At 71.3% G+C, this 14957-nt stretch carries 16 protein-coding genes; 9 read left to right on the top strand and 7 right to left on the bottom strand.

The genetic code is table 11. The features are described from left to right. Positions 1-73: 73 nt before the first annotated feature. The 3 genes from Val02_RS10375 to Val02_RS10365 form a co-directional block, all read right to left on the bottom strand. Positions 74-739, bottom strand: coding sequence for a vWA domain-containing protein (locus Val02_RS10375; protein WP_203898741.1), 666 nt, complete (start codon positions 737-739; stop codon positions 74-76). A 15-nt stretch (positions 740-754) separates the two neighbouring features. Beyond that, on the bottom strand, positions 755-1048 hold the full coding sequence (locus Val02_RS10370; protein WP_203898740.1) for a hypothetical protein: 294 nt from the start codon (positions 1046-1048) through the stop codon (positions 755-757). A gap of 200 nt (positions 1049-1248) precedes the next feature. Next, positions 1249-3003, bottom strand: a complete 1755-nt coding sequence (locus Val02_RS10365; protein ID WP_203898739.1) for a hypothetical protein — start codon at positions 3001-3003, stop codon at positions 1249-1251. Positions 3004-3177: 174 nt separating this feature from the next. Between Val02_RS10365 and Val02_RS10360 the strand changes: the two genes are divergently transcribed. Further along, positions 3178-3798, top strand: a complete 621-nt coding sequence (locus Val02_RS10360) for a maleylpyruvate isomerase N-terminal domain-containing protein (RefSeq protein WP_203898738.1) — start codon at positions 3178-3180, stop codon at positions 3796-3798. Positions 3799-3804: 6 nt separating this feature from the next. Here the strand turns inward: Val02_RS10360 and Val02_RS10355 are convergent, their stop codons facing one another. Beyond that, complete coding sequence (locus tag Val02_RS10355; RefSeq protein WP_203898737.1) at positions 3805-5019, bottom strand: sulfite oxidase; 1215 nt, start codon at positions 5017-5019, stop codon at positions 3805-3807. Between the two features lie 106 nt (positions 5020-5125). Between Val02_RS10355 and Val02_RS10350 the strand changes: the two genes are divergently transcribed. From Val02_RS10350 to Val02_RS10315, 8 genes are all read left to right on the top strand, one after another. Further along, the gene (locus Val02_RS10350; RefSeq protein ID WP_203898736.1) at positions 5126-5701 is read left to right on the top strand and encodes a DUF4956 domain-containing protein; all 576 of its coding nucleotides are present in this window, start codon (positions 5126-5128) and stop codon (positions 5699-5701) included. Continuing rightward, positions 5698-6366 carry a polyphosphate polymerase domain-containing protein gene (locus Val02_RS10345; RefSeq protein WP_203898735.1) on the top strand — a complete coding sequence of 223 codons (669 nt, stop codon included), beginning with the start codon at positions 5698-5700 and terminating at the stop codon, positions 6364-6366. Before Val02_RS10350 ends, Val02_RS10345 begins: the two co-directional genes overlap by 4 nt. 2 nt (positions 6367-6368) lie before the next feature. Continuing rightward, positions 6369-8126 carry a carbohydrate-binding domain-containing protein gene (locus Val02_RS10340; RefSeq protein ID WP_203898734.1) on the top strand — a complete coding sequence of 586 codons (1758 nt, stop codon included), beginning with the start codon at positions 6369-6371 and terminating at the stop codon, positions 8124-8126. 111 nt (positions 8127-8237) lie between these two features. Continuing rightward, positions 8238-8816 (top strand): TetR/AcrR family transcriptional regulator, encoded by a 579-nt coding sequence (locus Val02_RS10335; protein WP_203898733.1) that lies wholly within the window; start codon positions 8238-8240, stop codon positions 8814-8816. Continuing rightward, positions 8813-9997, top strand: coding sequence for an FAD-dependent oxidoreductase (locus Val02_RS10330; RefSeq protein ID WP_203898732.1), 1185 nt, complete (start codon positions 8813-8815; stop codon positions 9995-9997). Before Val02_RS10335 ends, Val02_RS10330 begins: the two co-directional genes overlap by 4 nt. 242 nt (positions 9998-10239) lie before the next feature. Continuing rightward, on the top strand, positions 10240-11295 hold the full coding sequence (locus Val02_RS10325) for a DUF2855 family protein (RefSeq protein ID WP_203898731.1): 1056 nt from the start codon (positions 10240-10242) through the stop codon (positions 11293-11295). After that, the gene (locus Val02_RS10320; RefSeq protein ID WP_239152666.1) at positions 11292-11756 is read left to right on the top strand and encodes a GNAT family N-acetyltransferase; all 465 of its coding nucleotides are present in this window, start codon (positions 11292-11294) and stop codon (positions 11754-11756) included. The genes Val02_RS10325 and Val02_RS10320 overlap by 4 nt, the downstream gene beginning before the upstream one ends. A 45-nt stretch (positions 11757-11801) precedes the next feature. After that, positions 11802-13313, top strand: a complete 1512-nt coding sequence (locus Val02_RS10315) for a PP2C family protein-serine/threonine phosphatase (RefSeq protein WP_203898730.1) — start codon at positions 11802-11804, stop codon at positions 13311-13313. Here the strand turns inward: Val02_RS10315 and Val02_RS10310 are convergent. From Val02_RS10310 to Val02_RS10300, 3 genes are all read right to left on the bottom strand, one after another. Beyond that, complete coding sequence (locus tag Val02_RS10310; protein ID WP_239152664.1) at positions 13288-13659, bottom strand: ATP-binding protein; 372 nt, start codon at positions 13657-13659, stop codon at positions 13288-13290. The genes Val02_RS10315 and Val02_RS10310 overlap by 26 nt on opposite strands. Before the next feature lie 17 nt (positions 13660-13676). Beyond that, positions 13677-13991, bottom strand: coding sequence for an STAS domain-containing protein (locus tag Val02_RS10305; RefSeq protein ID WP_203898728.1), 315 nt, complete (start codon positions 13989-13991; stop codon positions 13677-13679). A gap of 81 nt (positions 13992-14072) precedes the next feature. Further along, positions 14073-14948 (bottom strand): hypothetical protein, encoded by an 876-nt coding sequence (locus Val02_RS10300; RefSeq protein WP_203898727.1) that lies wholly within the window; start codon positions 14946-14948, stop codon positions 14073-14075. Positions 14949-14957: the final 9 nt, after the last annotated feature.

Here is a 14957-nt window from a genome sequence, read left to right as displayed (position 1 = left end):
CCGAGATACGGCGGCAGCGGCTCGGAATCGAAGCCCCAGGATCCCGATCGCCGCTCGGTGATGGTCGAATCGTTCACAGCGCATCAACCGCCAATTCCGTAAAGCCGTCGATCTCCTCCGGCATCTGCAGCTTCACCAGGTTTGGGGTGGCGGTGGTGCCGGACTTCACGATGGACTTAGTCAATGCGGAGGCGAATTCTGTTAGCGCCTTCGCCGGGCTGACTGCCCCGTCGGCGATAAACGCCTTGAATGTCGCGACCTTGGAGATGGTATCGGCGTCGGCGTCGCCCAGGCCGAAGGCAATGATGTTCGGCCGGTACTTCCAGCTGGCGTCAACCACCCGGTCGTGCGCGGCCTGCCAGTCGTGTTCACTTGGCTGCCCGTCGCTGAGAAAGAACGCCGCTGGCCGGAAGACCACGTGTCCTGCGGCCTTCAGTGCCGCGACATCGCGGTCGATCAGGTCACGCAGGAGGTCGAAGGCAGCGGTGTAAGAGGTCATACCGCGCGCCATGAGGGCCTCGATGTCATCCACCTCGCTCAGGTCGCTGAGTGGAAGGAGCTCACGTGCATCGTCCGCAAACCCGATGATCGAGAATCTGGTCTTGTCCGCCACCACCGGATTGGTACCGATGGCCTCGTGCAGCTCAGGCAGCAAATCGTTGTTCATCATGTCGATGAGTGCCGCCATAGAGCCGGACTCGTCACACACCAGGTAGAATGGAAGTACTTGTTCGGTCATATCTCCTCGCTACGGTCAGGTGAACAGGTACAGCTCGACACTCACGACGCCGGTCGCGTCGCCTCCGTTGTTGTTGCCTTTCCAGAAACTGCGCTGGGCGGAGCCCTGGAAAATCTCCGGCACCGACTCCAGTAGCAACCGGTTGGCACGTTCCGCAAAGGCCGTGCCGGTATTGACGACGGGAGCCGTTCCGAATGTCAGTACGAAGGCCGCGCGTCCACCCGAGTGGATCAGTCTCGCGTACCGTTGTCGGAATTCCGCGCGAAGCTGGTCGTCCGAGCGGCCGTTCACTTGAAACCGTTCGATCATCGGTGTAGGCCGGACACCCTTCGGAGAGGTGTCTGAGGGCGTTGGCACGGGCGACGATGCCGACGGGCCAGCGGATGGTGCGAGTGTCGCCGCGACCGCCGGTTTGCTGCGCCCGGGCTCGCTTGCCAGACCGACGAGCGCCAAGCCGACCATGGAGTCGGCGAATAGCCATCCGGCCAGTAGTACGACTGCGCCGCGCCTCACGCCGCAACCCTGTCGGGAGAAGGAACGTGCTGCTTTATCAAGTTGACCGGCCGGCCCGCACCTTGCCGGAATGTCGTCAACTCAGCGATCGGCGAACGCAGTGCCTCCACCATGGACCTCAGCTCGCCCATCATTCCGTCGTACCAGGCGGCCAGTTCGACGCGATCCCGCTCGCGGTCGACGTCGACGCGCTCCAGGTGTCCCGCGATGGTGGACCAGGCGTCGACAACGCCGCCGAGCGAGCGGTCCACATGGCCCAGCGTTCCGTCCAGCGTGCTCAGTTTCCGAGCTGCCTCCGTGTGCGCGACGAGCAGCTCGCCGCTGCTGTTCCGGTGGTCGACCATGACGTCAAGCCGGGCCGACACGTCCGACACCGCTCGACCGATCCGGTCGTAGGTGACCTCTGCGGACGACATCGCACGGGTCGACTGACCGATGAGCTCGTTCGCGGCACCGACGATCCAGGCCGACGAGCGCTCGACATGCTCGGCCAGCTTCTGCGAGTTGTCATGCAGGCGCCCGGCCACGTCGTGCAGCACCGTCTCCATGTGCTTGCGCGCGTCGTCGTGGGCCGTGACCACCAGTTCGCCGCTAGCCTCGATCTGCTCCTCGACTTCGGCAAGCAGCACCTGGATCCGCTTGTCCATCGTCTCGACGGCAGCGGCAGCCTCCGACACCACACGGCTCATGGCCTCAGTGCTGTCGGCGCTGACGCTGAGCGCGGACGTGACTCCACCTTCAATGGTGGACAGCGCCTGGGTTACCGAATCAGCCGAGCGGGCAACCGCACGACTGTTCTGAACAGCAAGCTCCGCCAAGGACTGTGTCAGGCCTGCCTCAACGGCCTCGACCGCGCCGGTCATCTTTCGCGCCACATCGACGACCGACTCCGTAAGACGGCCGATGCTTCGCTCGCCGGCGACGGTGCTGTCTTGAACGGAGGCGCGGACCTGGTTCCTAAGCTCCCCCACCGACCCGTTCACCCGGTCCACGGATGCGGATATGGTGCCTGCCGCGGTAACCGACAGTTCGACACCGGCTTCAAGCCGTCCTGCAACCGCTTCGATATGGGCGAAGCTGGAACGGAGCCCGGCCGTCACAGTCTCGGCCTGTTCGACCACGTGCCGAAGCTCATCCGCAGCGGCGGCGATCGTCTTGCGCATCAGTTCGGGCGCACTCGGTTTGCGATCGTTCAGGATGTATGCGGCTTGGAGCAGAGTGGGCCGCAAACATAGATGCGCCTGCCGTGCCGAGCCTCTGACTCTGGCCAGATCCACGTCGCGGATCACACTGATGGCAATGATCAGGGCAAGGACCAAGCCGATGAAACCCGCAATCCGATCCAGTCCGAACGCGGTATGACCGTGGAACCCGTCGAACCACAGCTTCAGGAATGCTTCGTCCCGAGACGACGGATCCGATGCCACAAGTTTCTCGTAGGCGCTACCGGCGACCACGAGACCGAGCCACGTGGCCAGGATGGGCAGGAAGATCAGGGCTGTCCGAAGCAGATCGAGATACCGGAGACGTCCCCTATCCTCCCCGAAGTCCTCACTGTCGCCGTTGCTACCCAGCACGCTGACGATGTCAACGTCCGTCCATGGCGAGAGGTCCTTGTCCGACTTCAGCGCCTCCGCGAGGTGCATCAGCCCTTGAGCCCTGTCCGCTAAGGCCGGGTGCTCGGCAAGTCTTTGAAGTTCCGCCGCGACGGCGGCCGGATCACACGAGAATGCCTTGGGCGGAGTGACCACCGCTGTGGGTCTACGCCAAATCCTCTTCACGCGATCTCCCAGCCCGTGCCGCTCAGCACGCCCCCCGTGCCTACCGCGAGGTTGATCGGACCCCGGGCAACAGCCTTGAGCACTTCACGGTTCTAGGACCGATAGCAGAACCGGGAACCGGTCAGGCGCCTCTAGAATCGCTCGATGACGTTCGAGGAACGCCTTGCGACACTCGACGCGCTCTGGCAGGCCTGGGCGGAGCACGGCGCCGCGCTGACCGACGACGACTGGCGGCGCCCCACCCGGCTCGGCACCTGGGACGTGCGCGCGCTCTACGCCCACCACGGCGCGTGGCCCTCGATGCTGGCCCACGTGGTGACGCAGGTGCGCGACGCCGCGCCGACGCACACGGCCGCGTCGCTGCTGCGCGCGTTGAACGCCCCGGGCGGCATCGCGCACAGCCGGCGGGACGCCGTGGCGAGCGGGGCGCACGAGGACGCGGCCGCGTACACCACCGCACAGGCGCTGGGGCAGTTCACCGGCGTGGGGCCGCGGGCCATCGAGGAGGCGCGCACGCGTGGCCCGGTCACCGTCGACTACCTCGGGATCGGCCTGCTGCGGCTGGACGAGGCGGTCAGCGTCGGCATCATGGAGGCGACGGTGCACCTGCTGGACCTCCGGCGCGCCCTGGACATCGAGCCGGATGTCCCGCACGCGGGGCTGGCGCACACGGCCGCGCTGCTCGCTGACGTCGCCCCGCCGGTGGCGTTCATCGAGGCGGCCACCGGCCGGGCCCCCGCCGACTTCTTCCCGGTGCTGAGCTGAACCTGCTCAGCCGACCGTCACGGGATGCGCCACGACGGCATCGAAGAGATAGCCCTGGGTGTTGAACTCCGCCACCGCCGGCTGGCTCGCCCCCGTGACGTCCGTGGCGCGCGCCCGCAGCGTGTAGGCACCCGGCGCGGCCGGCCGCCACGGATACTCCCACCGCTGCCACGCCCCGCCGGCGACGGCACGCGCCCGCCGCCACGTGGCGCCCCCGTCCGTGCTGACCTCGACGTGCCGCACCGGCCCGTTGCCCGACCATGAACGCCCGCGCAGCACGTGCCGCCGCCCCGCGGCCAGGGTCGCGTTCCAGGGCAGCTCGAACGCGCTCTTCACCACCTGCCGGCTCACCAGCGTCCCCTCGGCGGGATAGGCCGGCCCGAACAGTCGGTAGAACTGGGTGTTCCAGGGAGAGAAGAGCGGCGTCGCGGAGACCTCGATGCGCCCCACCCACTTGATCGACGCGATGCCGATCCACCCCGGAACGATCACCCGCACCGGATACCCGTGGTCGGGCGGCAGCGGTTCGCCGTTCATCTCGTAGGCGAGCAGAACGTCGTCGAGCGCCTTGGCCACCGGTAGCGGCCGGCGCACCCGTCCGAGGTCGACGCCGCCGGTGACGAAGTTCGGGTCGAGCCCCTCGGGCTGCACGTCGACGGCGTCGCGGGTGATGCCGGCGCGGCGCAGCACGGTCGACAGGCGCACGCCGCGCCAGCGGGCCACGCCGATCGCGCCGAGCGTCCAGGCGGTGCCGGAGACGGTCTGCCCCTGCTGGCCGGTGTAGAAGCTGCGGCCGTTTCCGGCGCACTCGACGGCCGAGACGAGTTCGGTCGACGGCAGCCGCTTGAGGTCGCGCAGGGAGAGGGAAGCGGGGGCGCGCAGCCCGCTGCCGAAGAGTTCCAGCCGCCAGGTCGAACCGTCGATGATCGGCGTCGAGGTGTGGTTGCGCACGAAGAAGCGGTCGACCGGCACCAGATATCCCTGGTCGGCCAGTGCCTCCCAGCGCATCTCGGCGTTGGTCCCCCGGATGGTGAACCACTCGGGCGGCAGCGGCTTGACGATCGGCCCGTCCGCGCGGGCGGCCGCCGGGGCGGCACCCACACCGAGCGCGACAGCGGAGACGCCGACGGCCAGCCGGGCGAGGTCCCGCCGGGAGAAGCCGGAGGCCACCCCGGCCCGCCACTGGGACAGCCGCGCCGAGTCGTACTCCCGCTCGTCCATGAGCACCCCTCCAAACCCACCAGGTTACTGGGATTTTGCACCAGGTCATTCCGCGCGCACAAGACGCGCACAGCGCGCGGACAGGTCGGACCCGCGTAATGAAGCGGTGAACGAGCTGACCGTCATCGCCGCCGACCTGCTGGCCATCGGAACCCTCGCCTTCGGCGTGTATCTGCCCCGCCACCACCGACGGGACCTGGTGGTCGCGTTCGTCGGCATGAACGTCGGCGTGCTCGCGGTCGCCATGGTGCTCGGTTCCAGCACGGTCGGCGCGGGCCTGGGACTCGGCCTCTTCGGCGTGCTGTCGATCATCCGCCTGCGTTCGGACGAGATCGCACAGCAGGAGCTGGCGTACTACTTCGCGGCGCTGGCGATCGGCCTGCTCGCCGGCCTGCACGGCACGCTCAGCCCGCTCAGCGGCGGCCTGATGGTGCTCATCGTGGTGGCCCTCTACCTGGGCGATCACCCCCGGCTGCTGCGCCGGCACCGCCACCAGACGGTGCGCCTCGACGCGGCGTACACCGACGAGGACGCCCTGCGCGCGCACCTCGAACTGACCCTCGGCGCCACGGTCACCCGCCTGGACGTCAAGCACCTCGACGTCGTCAACGACACCACCCTCGTCGAGGTCCGCTACCTGGTCGGCGCCTCCCGGATCCGCAAGGAGCCGAGTCTCGTATGAGAACCATCAGCCTCACGGAACTGACCGAGCGCGCCGCCCTTCTCACCCGGGTCGACCGCAAGTACGTGCTGCCGATCGACGAACTCCCCGCGCTTCTCCGGGAGATCGACGCCCGGGTGCTGGAGATCGACGGCCGCCGGGAGTTCGGCTACCGCTCCGTCTACTACGACACGCCCGAACTGGCCAGCTACCTCGGTGCGGCACGGCGGCGGCCGAAGCGGTTCAAGGTCCGCACGCGCACCTATCTCGACACCGGGCTGCACGTGCTGGAGCTGAAGACCAGGGACGGCCGCGGCACCACGGTCAAGCGGCGCCTGCCGCACGAGGACCTGCACACCCTGGCGGCCAGACTCGCGCCGGCGCTCGTCACGCACTACCGGCGCATGACGCTGTTCCTGCCGGCGGACGGCAGCCGCGTCACGCTCGACACCGACCTCGCCTGGGCCCTGCCCGACGGCGCGGGCCTGCGCCTGCCCGGCCGCGCGGTCGTGGAGACGAAGTGCGCGCCGGGCCGGGCCTCCGCCGTCGACCGGCTCCTCTGGTCGTTGCACCAGCGGCCGTGCGCGATCTCCAAGTACGCCACCGGCCTCGCCGCGCTCCGCCCGGACCTACCCGCCAACCACTGGAAACCGGTGCTCCGGCGCCACTTCGAAGAAGGACGATGATCATGCGGATCCGCCCCGAAATCGCCGCCGCGGCCATGTCGGCGGTCCTGGCAGTCGCCGCGCTGACCGGCTGTGGCGCCACTTCCTCTCCTTCCGGGGCAACGGGCACCACCACGGCCGCCGCCGCGACCGGAAACGCGGGTCAGTCGGCCCAGGAGGTCCTCGCCGCCAACAAGGCGGCACATGCGGCGCAGGCCGCCGGCACCGCCGAGGACCTCGACCTGAGCGGCAGGTCCGGCACGGTCACCATCTCGAACGCCGGCACCTACCGCCTGCACGGCACGCTCAACGGCCAGGTCGTGGTGGAGGCCGACGACGTCACGCTGGTCCTGGACGGTGCCACGATCACCAGCACCTCCTCCGCCGCGATCGCCGGCACGAAGGACCTCGTGCTGGTACTCGCCGACAACAGCACCAACACGCTCACCGACACCAACTCCTACGCGCCGGACGCCGACGTCAACGCCGCCCTGTTCAGCGCCGGCGACCTGACCGTGACGGGCAACGGCGCGCTGACCGTGCACGGGCGGGGCAACGACGCGATCGCGAGCAAGGACGGACTGGTCGTCGCGTCCGGGAACGTCACGGTGGACGCGGTGGATGACGGCGTTCGCGGAAAGGACTATGTCGTGGTGAGCGGCGGAACGCTCGCGATCACGGCGGGTGGCGACGGCATCAAGGCCGACAACACCGAGGACGCCGACGCCGGGTACGTGTCCGTGACGGCCGGCGCCATCAGGATCACCTCGACCGGCGACGGCGTCGACGCGGCGACCGACCTGGTGCTCACCGGCGGCACCCTGAACGTCACCTCCGGCGGCGGCCACACCGCCACTCCCCCGGCCGACGCCTCCGCGAAGGGGCTGAAGTCCGGCGTGATCACCGTGCTGGAGGGCGGCACCGCGACGGTCGACGCGGCCGACGACGCCCTGCACGGCGACGCCTCCGTGCACCTGAACGGCACCGCGCTCACCCTTGCCGCCAAGGACGACGGCGTGCACGCCGAGGACACCCTGCGGGTCGACGCGGGGACGACGACGATCACCACGTCGAACGAGGGCCTGGAGGCGGCCCACATCGCGCTGAACGACGGCAGCGTCACGGTCACCAGCTCCGACGACGGCGTCAACGCGGCCGGCGGCAGCAGCACCGACACCCAGCAGCAGGGCGGCCCGATGAACGGCGGCGGCGGCGAACAGGTCGGCGACTACGACGTCACGATCGCCGGCGGCACGCTGGTCATCGACGCCCAGGGTGACGGCTTCGACTCCAACGGCACCGCCACGATGACCGGCGGCACGCTGGTGGTGAACGGCCCGACGACCAACGGCAACGGCGCCCTCGACGTGAACGGTTCGTTCCGGGTCAGCGGCGGCACGATCGTCGCGGCCGGCAGCGCCGGCATGGTGGTCACGCCGGCCACGGACTCGACGCAGGGCTGGCTGTCGGCGACGTTCGCCTCGACCGTGGCCGCCGGCACCACCCTGCACGTCGTCGACGCGAACGGCGCGGTCGTGGCCACGTTCGTCACGTCGAAGGCGGCGCAGAACATCGTGTACTCCTCGTCGGCGGTGAAGCCCGGCGAGCAGTACACGATCCGCAGCGGCGGCACCGCCACCGGCACGGACACCGGCGGCCTGCGCCGGTCCGGCGAACTCGGCTCGGCGAGCACGATCGCCACGGTCACCGCCGGCCAGGCCCCGGCCCGCAGCGGCGGCATGGGCCGCGGCGGCGCCGGAGGGCAGCGGCCCGGCGGCTGAACACCACGGCCGTTCGTCAGCGGTGCGAGCACCTGTACCCGGTGGGCTTGAAAATTGGGCGATCGTCCAGTACGGTCGCCCAATACATCCGACCGCACCGGAGGCGAAGAGATGGTGACCACCGCCGAGCGTGGGCGCGAGGTACGGCAGCGACTGCTGCGGGCCGCGGCGGAGCTGATCGCGGAGCGCGGCTGGAGCGCGGTGAGCACCCGGATGCTGGCAGAGCGGGCCGGCGTCGCGCCGGGCCTGGTGCACTACCACTTCTCGTCGGTGCAGGCGGTACTCGTCGAGGCGGCGGTGGGAGCCGCGCGGGACCTGGCGGCACAGGCGGGGCCGGCGCTGGCCGCGGCGCAGAGCGCGGAGGAGGGCGTCGCGGCGCTGTTCGGCATGCTCGACGCCCACACCGGCACCGACCCGACGTCAGTGCTCTTCGTCGAGGCGTATCTGGCCGCCACCCGCGACGAGGCGTTGCGTGCGGCGCTCGGCGCCGTGATCGGGGAGTTCCGCCGGCTGCTGGCCGACCTCCTCGACGCGCACGCCGTCCCCGACCCGGCGGCGACGGCGCTGGTGCTCACCGCGGCGGTCGACGGCCTGTTGGTGCACCGGGCGTTGCGGCCGGGGCCGGACGGCGCCGACGTGACCGCCGTGCTGCGCCGCCTGTTGAGCGCGCGACCGGAGGACCGGGGATGAGGGTGATCGTCTGCGGGGCCGGCATCGCCGGGCTCGCCCTCGCGCAACGACTGGCCGCACAGGGCGCCGAGGTGACGGTGCTGGAACGGGCATCCGGCCCGCGCGCCGGCGGCTACATGATCGACTTTTTCGGACCCGGCTACGACGCCGCGGAGGCGATGGGGGTGCTGCCGCGGATCCTGGAGCTGGGCTACCGCGTCGACGAGCTGGCCTACTGCGACGAGTCCGGCCGCCGGCGGGCCGGGCTCCGGTACGCCCAGTTCGCCAGGGCCGCGGGCGGCCGGGTGGTCAGCGTGCTGCGCCCGGATCTTGAGCGCGCCCTGCGCGAGCACCTGGGCGGGCACGTCGACCTGCGGTACGGCCGCACGATCGCCGCCGTTGACGACCGCGTCGACGGCGTGACGGTGACGCTGGACGACGGCGACGAGCTGACCGCCGGGCTGCTCGTCGGCTGCGACGGCATCCACTCGGCGGTGCGGGCACTGGTCTTCGGCCCCGAACGCGAATACCTGCGCCACCTCGGATTCCACACCGCCGCGTACTCCTTCGCCGACCCCGCGGCGCGTGCCGAGATCGGCGGCCGGATGTGCATGACCGACAGCCTGGACCGGGCGATGGGCTTCTACGGGCTGCGCGACGGGCGCGTGGCGGTGTTCAGCGTGCACCACAGCGCCGACCCGGCACTCCCCGACGACCCGCGGGCGGCACTGCGCCGCGAGTTCGGCCGGCAGGGCTGGCTCGTGCCGCGGGCGCTGGCCGCCTGCCCGCCGTCCGAGGGGCTGTACTACGACCAGGTCGCCCAGGTGGTCATGCCGTCCTGGAGCCGGGGCCGGGTGGCCCTGCTCGGCGACGCGGCGTACGCGGTGTCACTCCTGGCCGGGCAGGGGGCCGCACTGGCCGTCGCCGGCGCCTATCTGCTCGGCGAGCACCTGGCGCGGGCCGCCTCCGTCGAGGCCGCGCTGGCCGGCTACGAACGGGCGCTGCGGCCGGTGGTGCTCGACCGGCAGGAGACCGCCCGCAAGGGGGTGCGCTGGTTCGCGCCGACCACCCGTGGCCGGCTCCGGCTGCGGCGCGCCGCCCTCGCCGCGGCCCGGCTGCCGCTCGCCGACCGCCTGTTCGCCAACGCCCTGGTCGGCAAGCCCAGCGCCGTCATCACCGGCCACCGGATCCGGGTCGGCTGACGGCCACCGGTCTACAAGGGGCTCTTCTGGGCCGGCACACAGCCGGGGAACAGCCCGCCCGCCTTCACTTCTGTAGGTGAGCGAAGAACGGAAGTTCAGCGGGCGGGCGTTCCTCCGCGGCGGGATCTGTGCCCTCGCCACGGTCGGCGGCGCCGCCGCGTGGGGGCAGACCGAGGTGATACCGGTGTCGCTCACCTTTGCGGTGCAACGTTTTCTGGTCTTTCCCTCCGTAAGATCGGCTCATGAGCTGGACGTTGGCGGTGGCGAGGGACGACCTGACGCGCACGACCCTGACGGAGCGGGCCGTCCCGGCGCCCTCCGACGGTGAGGCCGTCCTGCGGGTCGACCGCGTCGGGATGACCGCCAACAACGTCACCTACGCGGTGCTCGGCGAGTCGTTCCGGTACTGGGAACACTTTCCCGCCGGCGATCCCGCGCAGGGGCTGGTGCCGCTGTGGGGGTTCGCCGACGTGGTGGCCTCCGCCACCGAGGGCGTCGAGGTCGGGCAGCGCTACTACGGGTACCTGCCCTCTGCGGGGCATCTCGTCGTGCGGCCGGTGCGGGTGGACTCGCGCGGGTTCCGGGACGGGGCGGCGCACCGGGCCGAGCTGCCGTCGCCGTACCTGGCGTACGCGCTGACCACCGGCGACGCGGCCTACGAGGCGGAACGCGAGGACCTGCTGATCCTGTTCCGGCCGCTGTTCTTCACGTCGTTCATGCTGGCGGACCAGCTCGTCGACAACGAGTTCCACCGGGCGCGGGCCCTGGTGCTGTCGTCGGCGTCGAGCAAGACCGCCTACGCGGCGGCGTTCGAACTGCACGGCAAGGGACCGCGCGTCGTCGGGCTCACCTCGCCGGGCAACGTGGCGTTCACCGAGGCGCTCGGCTGCTACGACGCCGTCCTCCCCTACGAACGCGCCGACGAGCTCGACGCCTCCGTCCCGACCGCCTATCTCGACCTGTCCGGGCAGCCGGGCGTGCGGGCGGTGCTGCGCGGCCATTTCGGCGCCAACCTCGTGCGCGACATCGCCGTCGGGCTCACCGGCCAGGTGCCGAACGTCGCCGACGCCGGCGAGTTCTTCTTCGCCCCGGTGCAGATGCGCAAGCGCACCGTGGACTGGGGTCGCGACGGGCTCGACGCCCGGTTCGGCGAGGCGTGGCGGCGCTTCTGCGGCCGGGTCGACGCGTGGGTCGACCTGTCCGTGTCGCACGGCCCCGAGGCGCTGCGCACCGTGTGGCTCGACACACTCGCCGGCCGTACCTCGCCGCGCAGCGGAAACGTAATCTCGTTCCCGTGAAAATCCTGGTGGACGACCTGTCCGGGCCGGAGATCGCCGGCTTCCTGGAGGCCCATCTCGCGCAGATGCGCGAGATCACGCCGCTGGAGAGCAAGCACGCCCTCGACCTCGACGGGCTGCGCCGGCCGGAGGTCACCTTCTGGACCGTGCGGGACGGCGACGCGGTCGTCGGCTGCGGCGCGCTCAAGCGCCTCGACGACACGCACGCCGAGGTCAAGTCCATGCGCACCGCCCCCGAACGCCGCCGCAGCGGCATCGCCGCGCTGGTGCTGTCGCACATCATCGCCGAGGCGACGCGCATGGGGTTCCGGCGGCTGAGCCTGGAGACCGGCTCGGACGACTTCTTCGCCCCGGCCCGCGCCCTCTACGCCAAGCACGGCTTCACCTTCTGCGCCCCCTTCGCCGACTACCGCGAGGACCCGCACAGCGTCTACATGACCCGCGCACTCACACCCGGGTGAGTGCGACGGCCGTGAGCTCACACCCGTGCGGCTAGGCTTCCCCGCATGACGGACGGCGAGGCGGCAATCCGCGAGCTGGTCGCCGTCCTGCCCGCCGGCTGCACCTGGCTGCGCCCGGTCACCGGCGCCGACGGCGCGATCGCCGACTTCCGGCTGGTCGCCGTCAGCGCCCAGGAGGGCGACGTCTACGGCCGGGGCACGACGCGCGCCGGCCGGCTGCTCACCGAGCTGTACCCGGACATCGCCGGCAGCGTCCTGTGGGACATGTTCTGCCGGACGGCGCGCGACGGGGTTCCCGGCGGGCCGACCGAGTACCGGCACGTGGAGAGCCGGGCCGGTGTGGTGGCCGATTCCCGGTTCGAGGTCTCCACGCATCCGGTGCTGGGCGGGGTACTGCTGTGGTGGCACCGGCTCGACGAGGCGCAGCGCCGGCTGGAGAACACGGAGGCGCTGGGCAACCTCGGCTGGTCCGAGTTCGACCTGACGAGCGCGCGGGTCAGCTGGTCCCCCGGCATGTACCGGATCTTCGAACGCACCACGGAGCAGGGGCCGCTGCCGCGCACCGAGCAGGCCGCGATGATGGAGCCCGACGACCGCGGGCTCGCCGAGGCGGCGTGGCAGGGGCTGGACAGCGACGGCGCCTCCGACGTCACCGTGCGCTTCCGCATCGCCGGCGGCGTCAAGCACCTGCGGATCATCTCCGAGGTCGCCCGGGACGGCGAGGGCAACCCGGTGAAGATCTACTCGGTCGTGCAGGACGTGACGGCCCGCGTCGACTCGCGCACCACCATCGAGCTGCTCAACGATCAGCTGCGCACCCGCGAGATGACGGCGCTGGCCGAACACCGCCTCGCCGCACAGGTGCAGCGCCTGATCCAGCCGGTGCCGCGCGAGCCGTTCGCACTCGCCGGCCTGGACGCCGTCGTCAACTACCTGCCCGCCGAGAGCACGGTGCGGGTCGGCGGCGACTGGTACCACGCGCAGACGCTGCCCGACGGGCACGTGGCCCTCGCGGTCGGCGACGTCGCCGGCCACGGGCTCGACGCGGCGAACGGCATGGCGCACCTGCGGTTCTCGCTCATCGCGTGGCTGTCGATCGGCATCCTCGACCCCGGCACGCTCCTCGCCCACCTGAACCGGCTCTGCCTGCAACTGGGCATCACGGCGACCGCCGCCGTCGCGGTGTACGACCCGGCGACCCGCACGCTGGCCTGGGCCCGCGCCGGGCACCTGCCGCCGCTGCTCGCCCGCGCCGGCAGCACCCGCGAGCTGGGCCGCCCGGACGGGCTGCTGCTGGGGGCCGACGCCGGCGCGCGCTATCCGGTGCTGGCACCCCGCCTGGAGCCGGCCGACCTGGTCCTCTTCTACACCGACGGCCTGATCGAACGCCGCGCCGACGACCGGCTCGCACACGTCCTGCGGCACCTGTCGGAGGTCTCCGCCGAGCCCGGCGCCGCGCCGTTGAAACGCCTCCGGGACCTGCTGCACCGGGCCAGCCCGCACGACGACACGTGCACGCTGGCCGTGCGGGTCAACGGCGACGCAGCCGCAGGCTGACCATCGTCCCGTCGGGGACCGGGATGGCGCTCACCTTGTCGCAGATGCGTTCGACGATGGCGAGGCCCCGCCCGCGGGTCGCGTCGGCGGACGGCATCGACCGCCCGAACACCGGCACCGGCCCGCCGTCGATCACGTCGCAGACGAGGTGTTCCGTGTCGGCCCACACCCGCACGTGGCCGCCGCCGTCGGTGTGCTGCACGGTGTTGGTGGTCAGCTCGTTGACGGCCAGGAGCAGCAGCTCGACCCGTTCGTCCGACAGCCCCAGCGAGAGCGCCCGGGCGCGCACGAACGCCCGCACCGCCGCCAGGTCGGCGGCGTCCGCGTAGGGGATCGTGTCGGACACGACGGGTCGGTGCGCCATCAGTCCCGCGCCGGCGCGCGGAGCAGCTCGCCCACCCCGGTGATGTCCAGAACGTGCGCGACGGCGCCACCGGCGTTGCGCACGTAGAGCCGCTTGCCGTTGCGCACGGCGGCGTGATGCCCCTCGACGAGGCCGTGCACGCCGCTGGAGTCCAGGAAGTGCAGGTCGGCGAGGTCGACGTAGACGACCGGCCCGCTGTCGACGGCGGAGTGCAGGATCGACGAGAGACGTTCGCGTGAGTCGAGGTCGCACTCCCCGCTGAGCGTCACGACCACCCGTCCCGCCTCGGTGTGTGTCTCGGCTTCGAACCGCACCGTAGCACTCCCTTCGCGTTCGCCACGGTCGTGTGCGTGCACATCATGGCACCCGCGGGCCACAGGGTTTGCAAGTTGCGGTTACCGGGGAGCGGATCCGCCCGTCTGGACTACCGCCAGCGACAGTTCGCCGTAGTAGGCCAGGTCCCACGCGGCGACGAAGACGGCACCGGTGCGCTGGGCGAGCGTGCGGAAGCGGCCGGCCGGGTCGGCACCGGTGAGCGTGCCGTCGTCGGCGCGGTCCCACACCCGGTCCAGGTAGGGCGACCACAGGTGGGCGCGCAGGCGCGGATCGGCGACCGGGGCCAGCACGCGGTCGCGGGCCGCCGCGATCCCCGGCGCGGGCTCTCCCTCCGGGTCGGTGAAGAGCGCCACGGCGAACGGGACCAGCCCGGCCTCCTCCTGCACGGGACGCAGGCCCTCGGGGCCGGCGCCGGTGCGGGTCGCGGCGGTCATCGCGGCGCGCAGTGTGCCGTCGGTGGCGACCCGCAGCGTCATCGCGACCTGGGCGGTGCCGGCCTTCACCGCCGCCGCCACGTGTGCCGGACGGACGCCGTGGATGGCCAGGGCCGTCGCCAGCTCCCGGCCGTGCAGTGTCGCCCGTTCCTTGTCGAGGAACGCCGAATCGGGCAGCCACGCCAACGCGTTGCGCAGCGGCTCGTCGGTCACGTTGTCGAACTCGAACTCGGAACGCCCCAGGTCCAGTCCCCAGGAACGGTCGAGGCAGACGGTGAGCGCGGCCGGCCGTTCGTAGCCGCCGGGGCGCAGCACGAGACCCAGGTCGTCGGCGTGCCCGAGCCGCTCGAACAGCGGCCCGGGGGCGTGCACGTTGCGGTAGTACAGCGCGTAAGCACCCGCCGGATCGAACGCCGCGAACGGCCGCCCGAGCAGCACACCGAATCCGGCGGTCTGCTCCGCTTCCCACGCGCCCCGGGCGCCGCTGGTCGTGTCATCCACGGGGATTGA

Source organism: Virgisporangium aliadipatigenens (genome assembly GCF_016863615.1).
GTDB lineage: Bacteria > Actinomycetota > Actinomycetes > Mycobacteriales > Micromonosporaceae > Virgisporangium > Virgisporangium aliadipatigenens.
This window is presented reverse-complemented; position numbering and strand designations above follow the sequence as displayed.

Coding starts and splice junctions, on each gene's coding strand:
- Val02_RS10335 (WP_203898733.1), top strand. CDS start 8,238: ATGGTGACCACCGCCGAGCGTGGGCGCGAGGTACGGCAGCGACTGCTG.
- Val02_RS10345 (WP_203898735.1), top strand. CDS start 5,698: ATGAGAACCATCAGCCTCACGGAACTGACCGAGCGCGCCGCCCTTCTC.
- Val02_RS10330 (WP_203898732.1), top strand. CDS start 8,813: ATGAGGGTGATCGTCTGCGGGGCCGGCATCGCCGGGCTCGCCCTCGCG.
- Val02_RS10355 (WP_203898737.1), bottom strand. CDS start 5,019: ATGGACGAGCGGGAGTACGACTCGGCGCGGCTGTCCCAGTGGCGGGCC.
- Val02_RS10360 (WP_203898738.1), top strand. CDS start 3,178: ATGACGTTCGAGGAACGCCTTGCGACACTCGACGCGCTCTGGCAGGCC.
- Val02_RS10375 (WP_203898741.1), bottom strand. CDS start 739: ATGACCGAACAAGTACTTCCATTCTACCTGGTGTGTGACGAGTCCGGC.
- Val02_RS10370 (WP_203898740.1), bottom strand. CDS start 1,048: ATGATCGAACGGTTTCAAGTGAACGGCCGCTCGGACGACCAGCTTCGC.
- Val02_RS10325 (WP_203898731.1), top strand. CDS start 10,240: ATGAGCTGGACGTTGGCGGTGGCGAGGGACGACCTGACGCGCACGACC.
- Val02_RS10315 (WP_203898730.1), top strand. CDS start 11,802: ATGACGGACGGCGAGGCGGCAATCCGCGAGCTGGTCGCCGTCCTGCCC.
- Val02_RS10340 (WP_203898734.1), top strand. CDS start 6,369: ATGCGGATCCGCCCCGAAATCGCCGCCGCGGCCATGTCGGCGGTCCTG.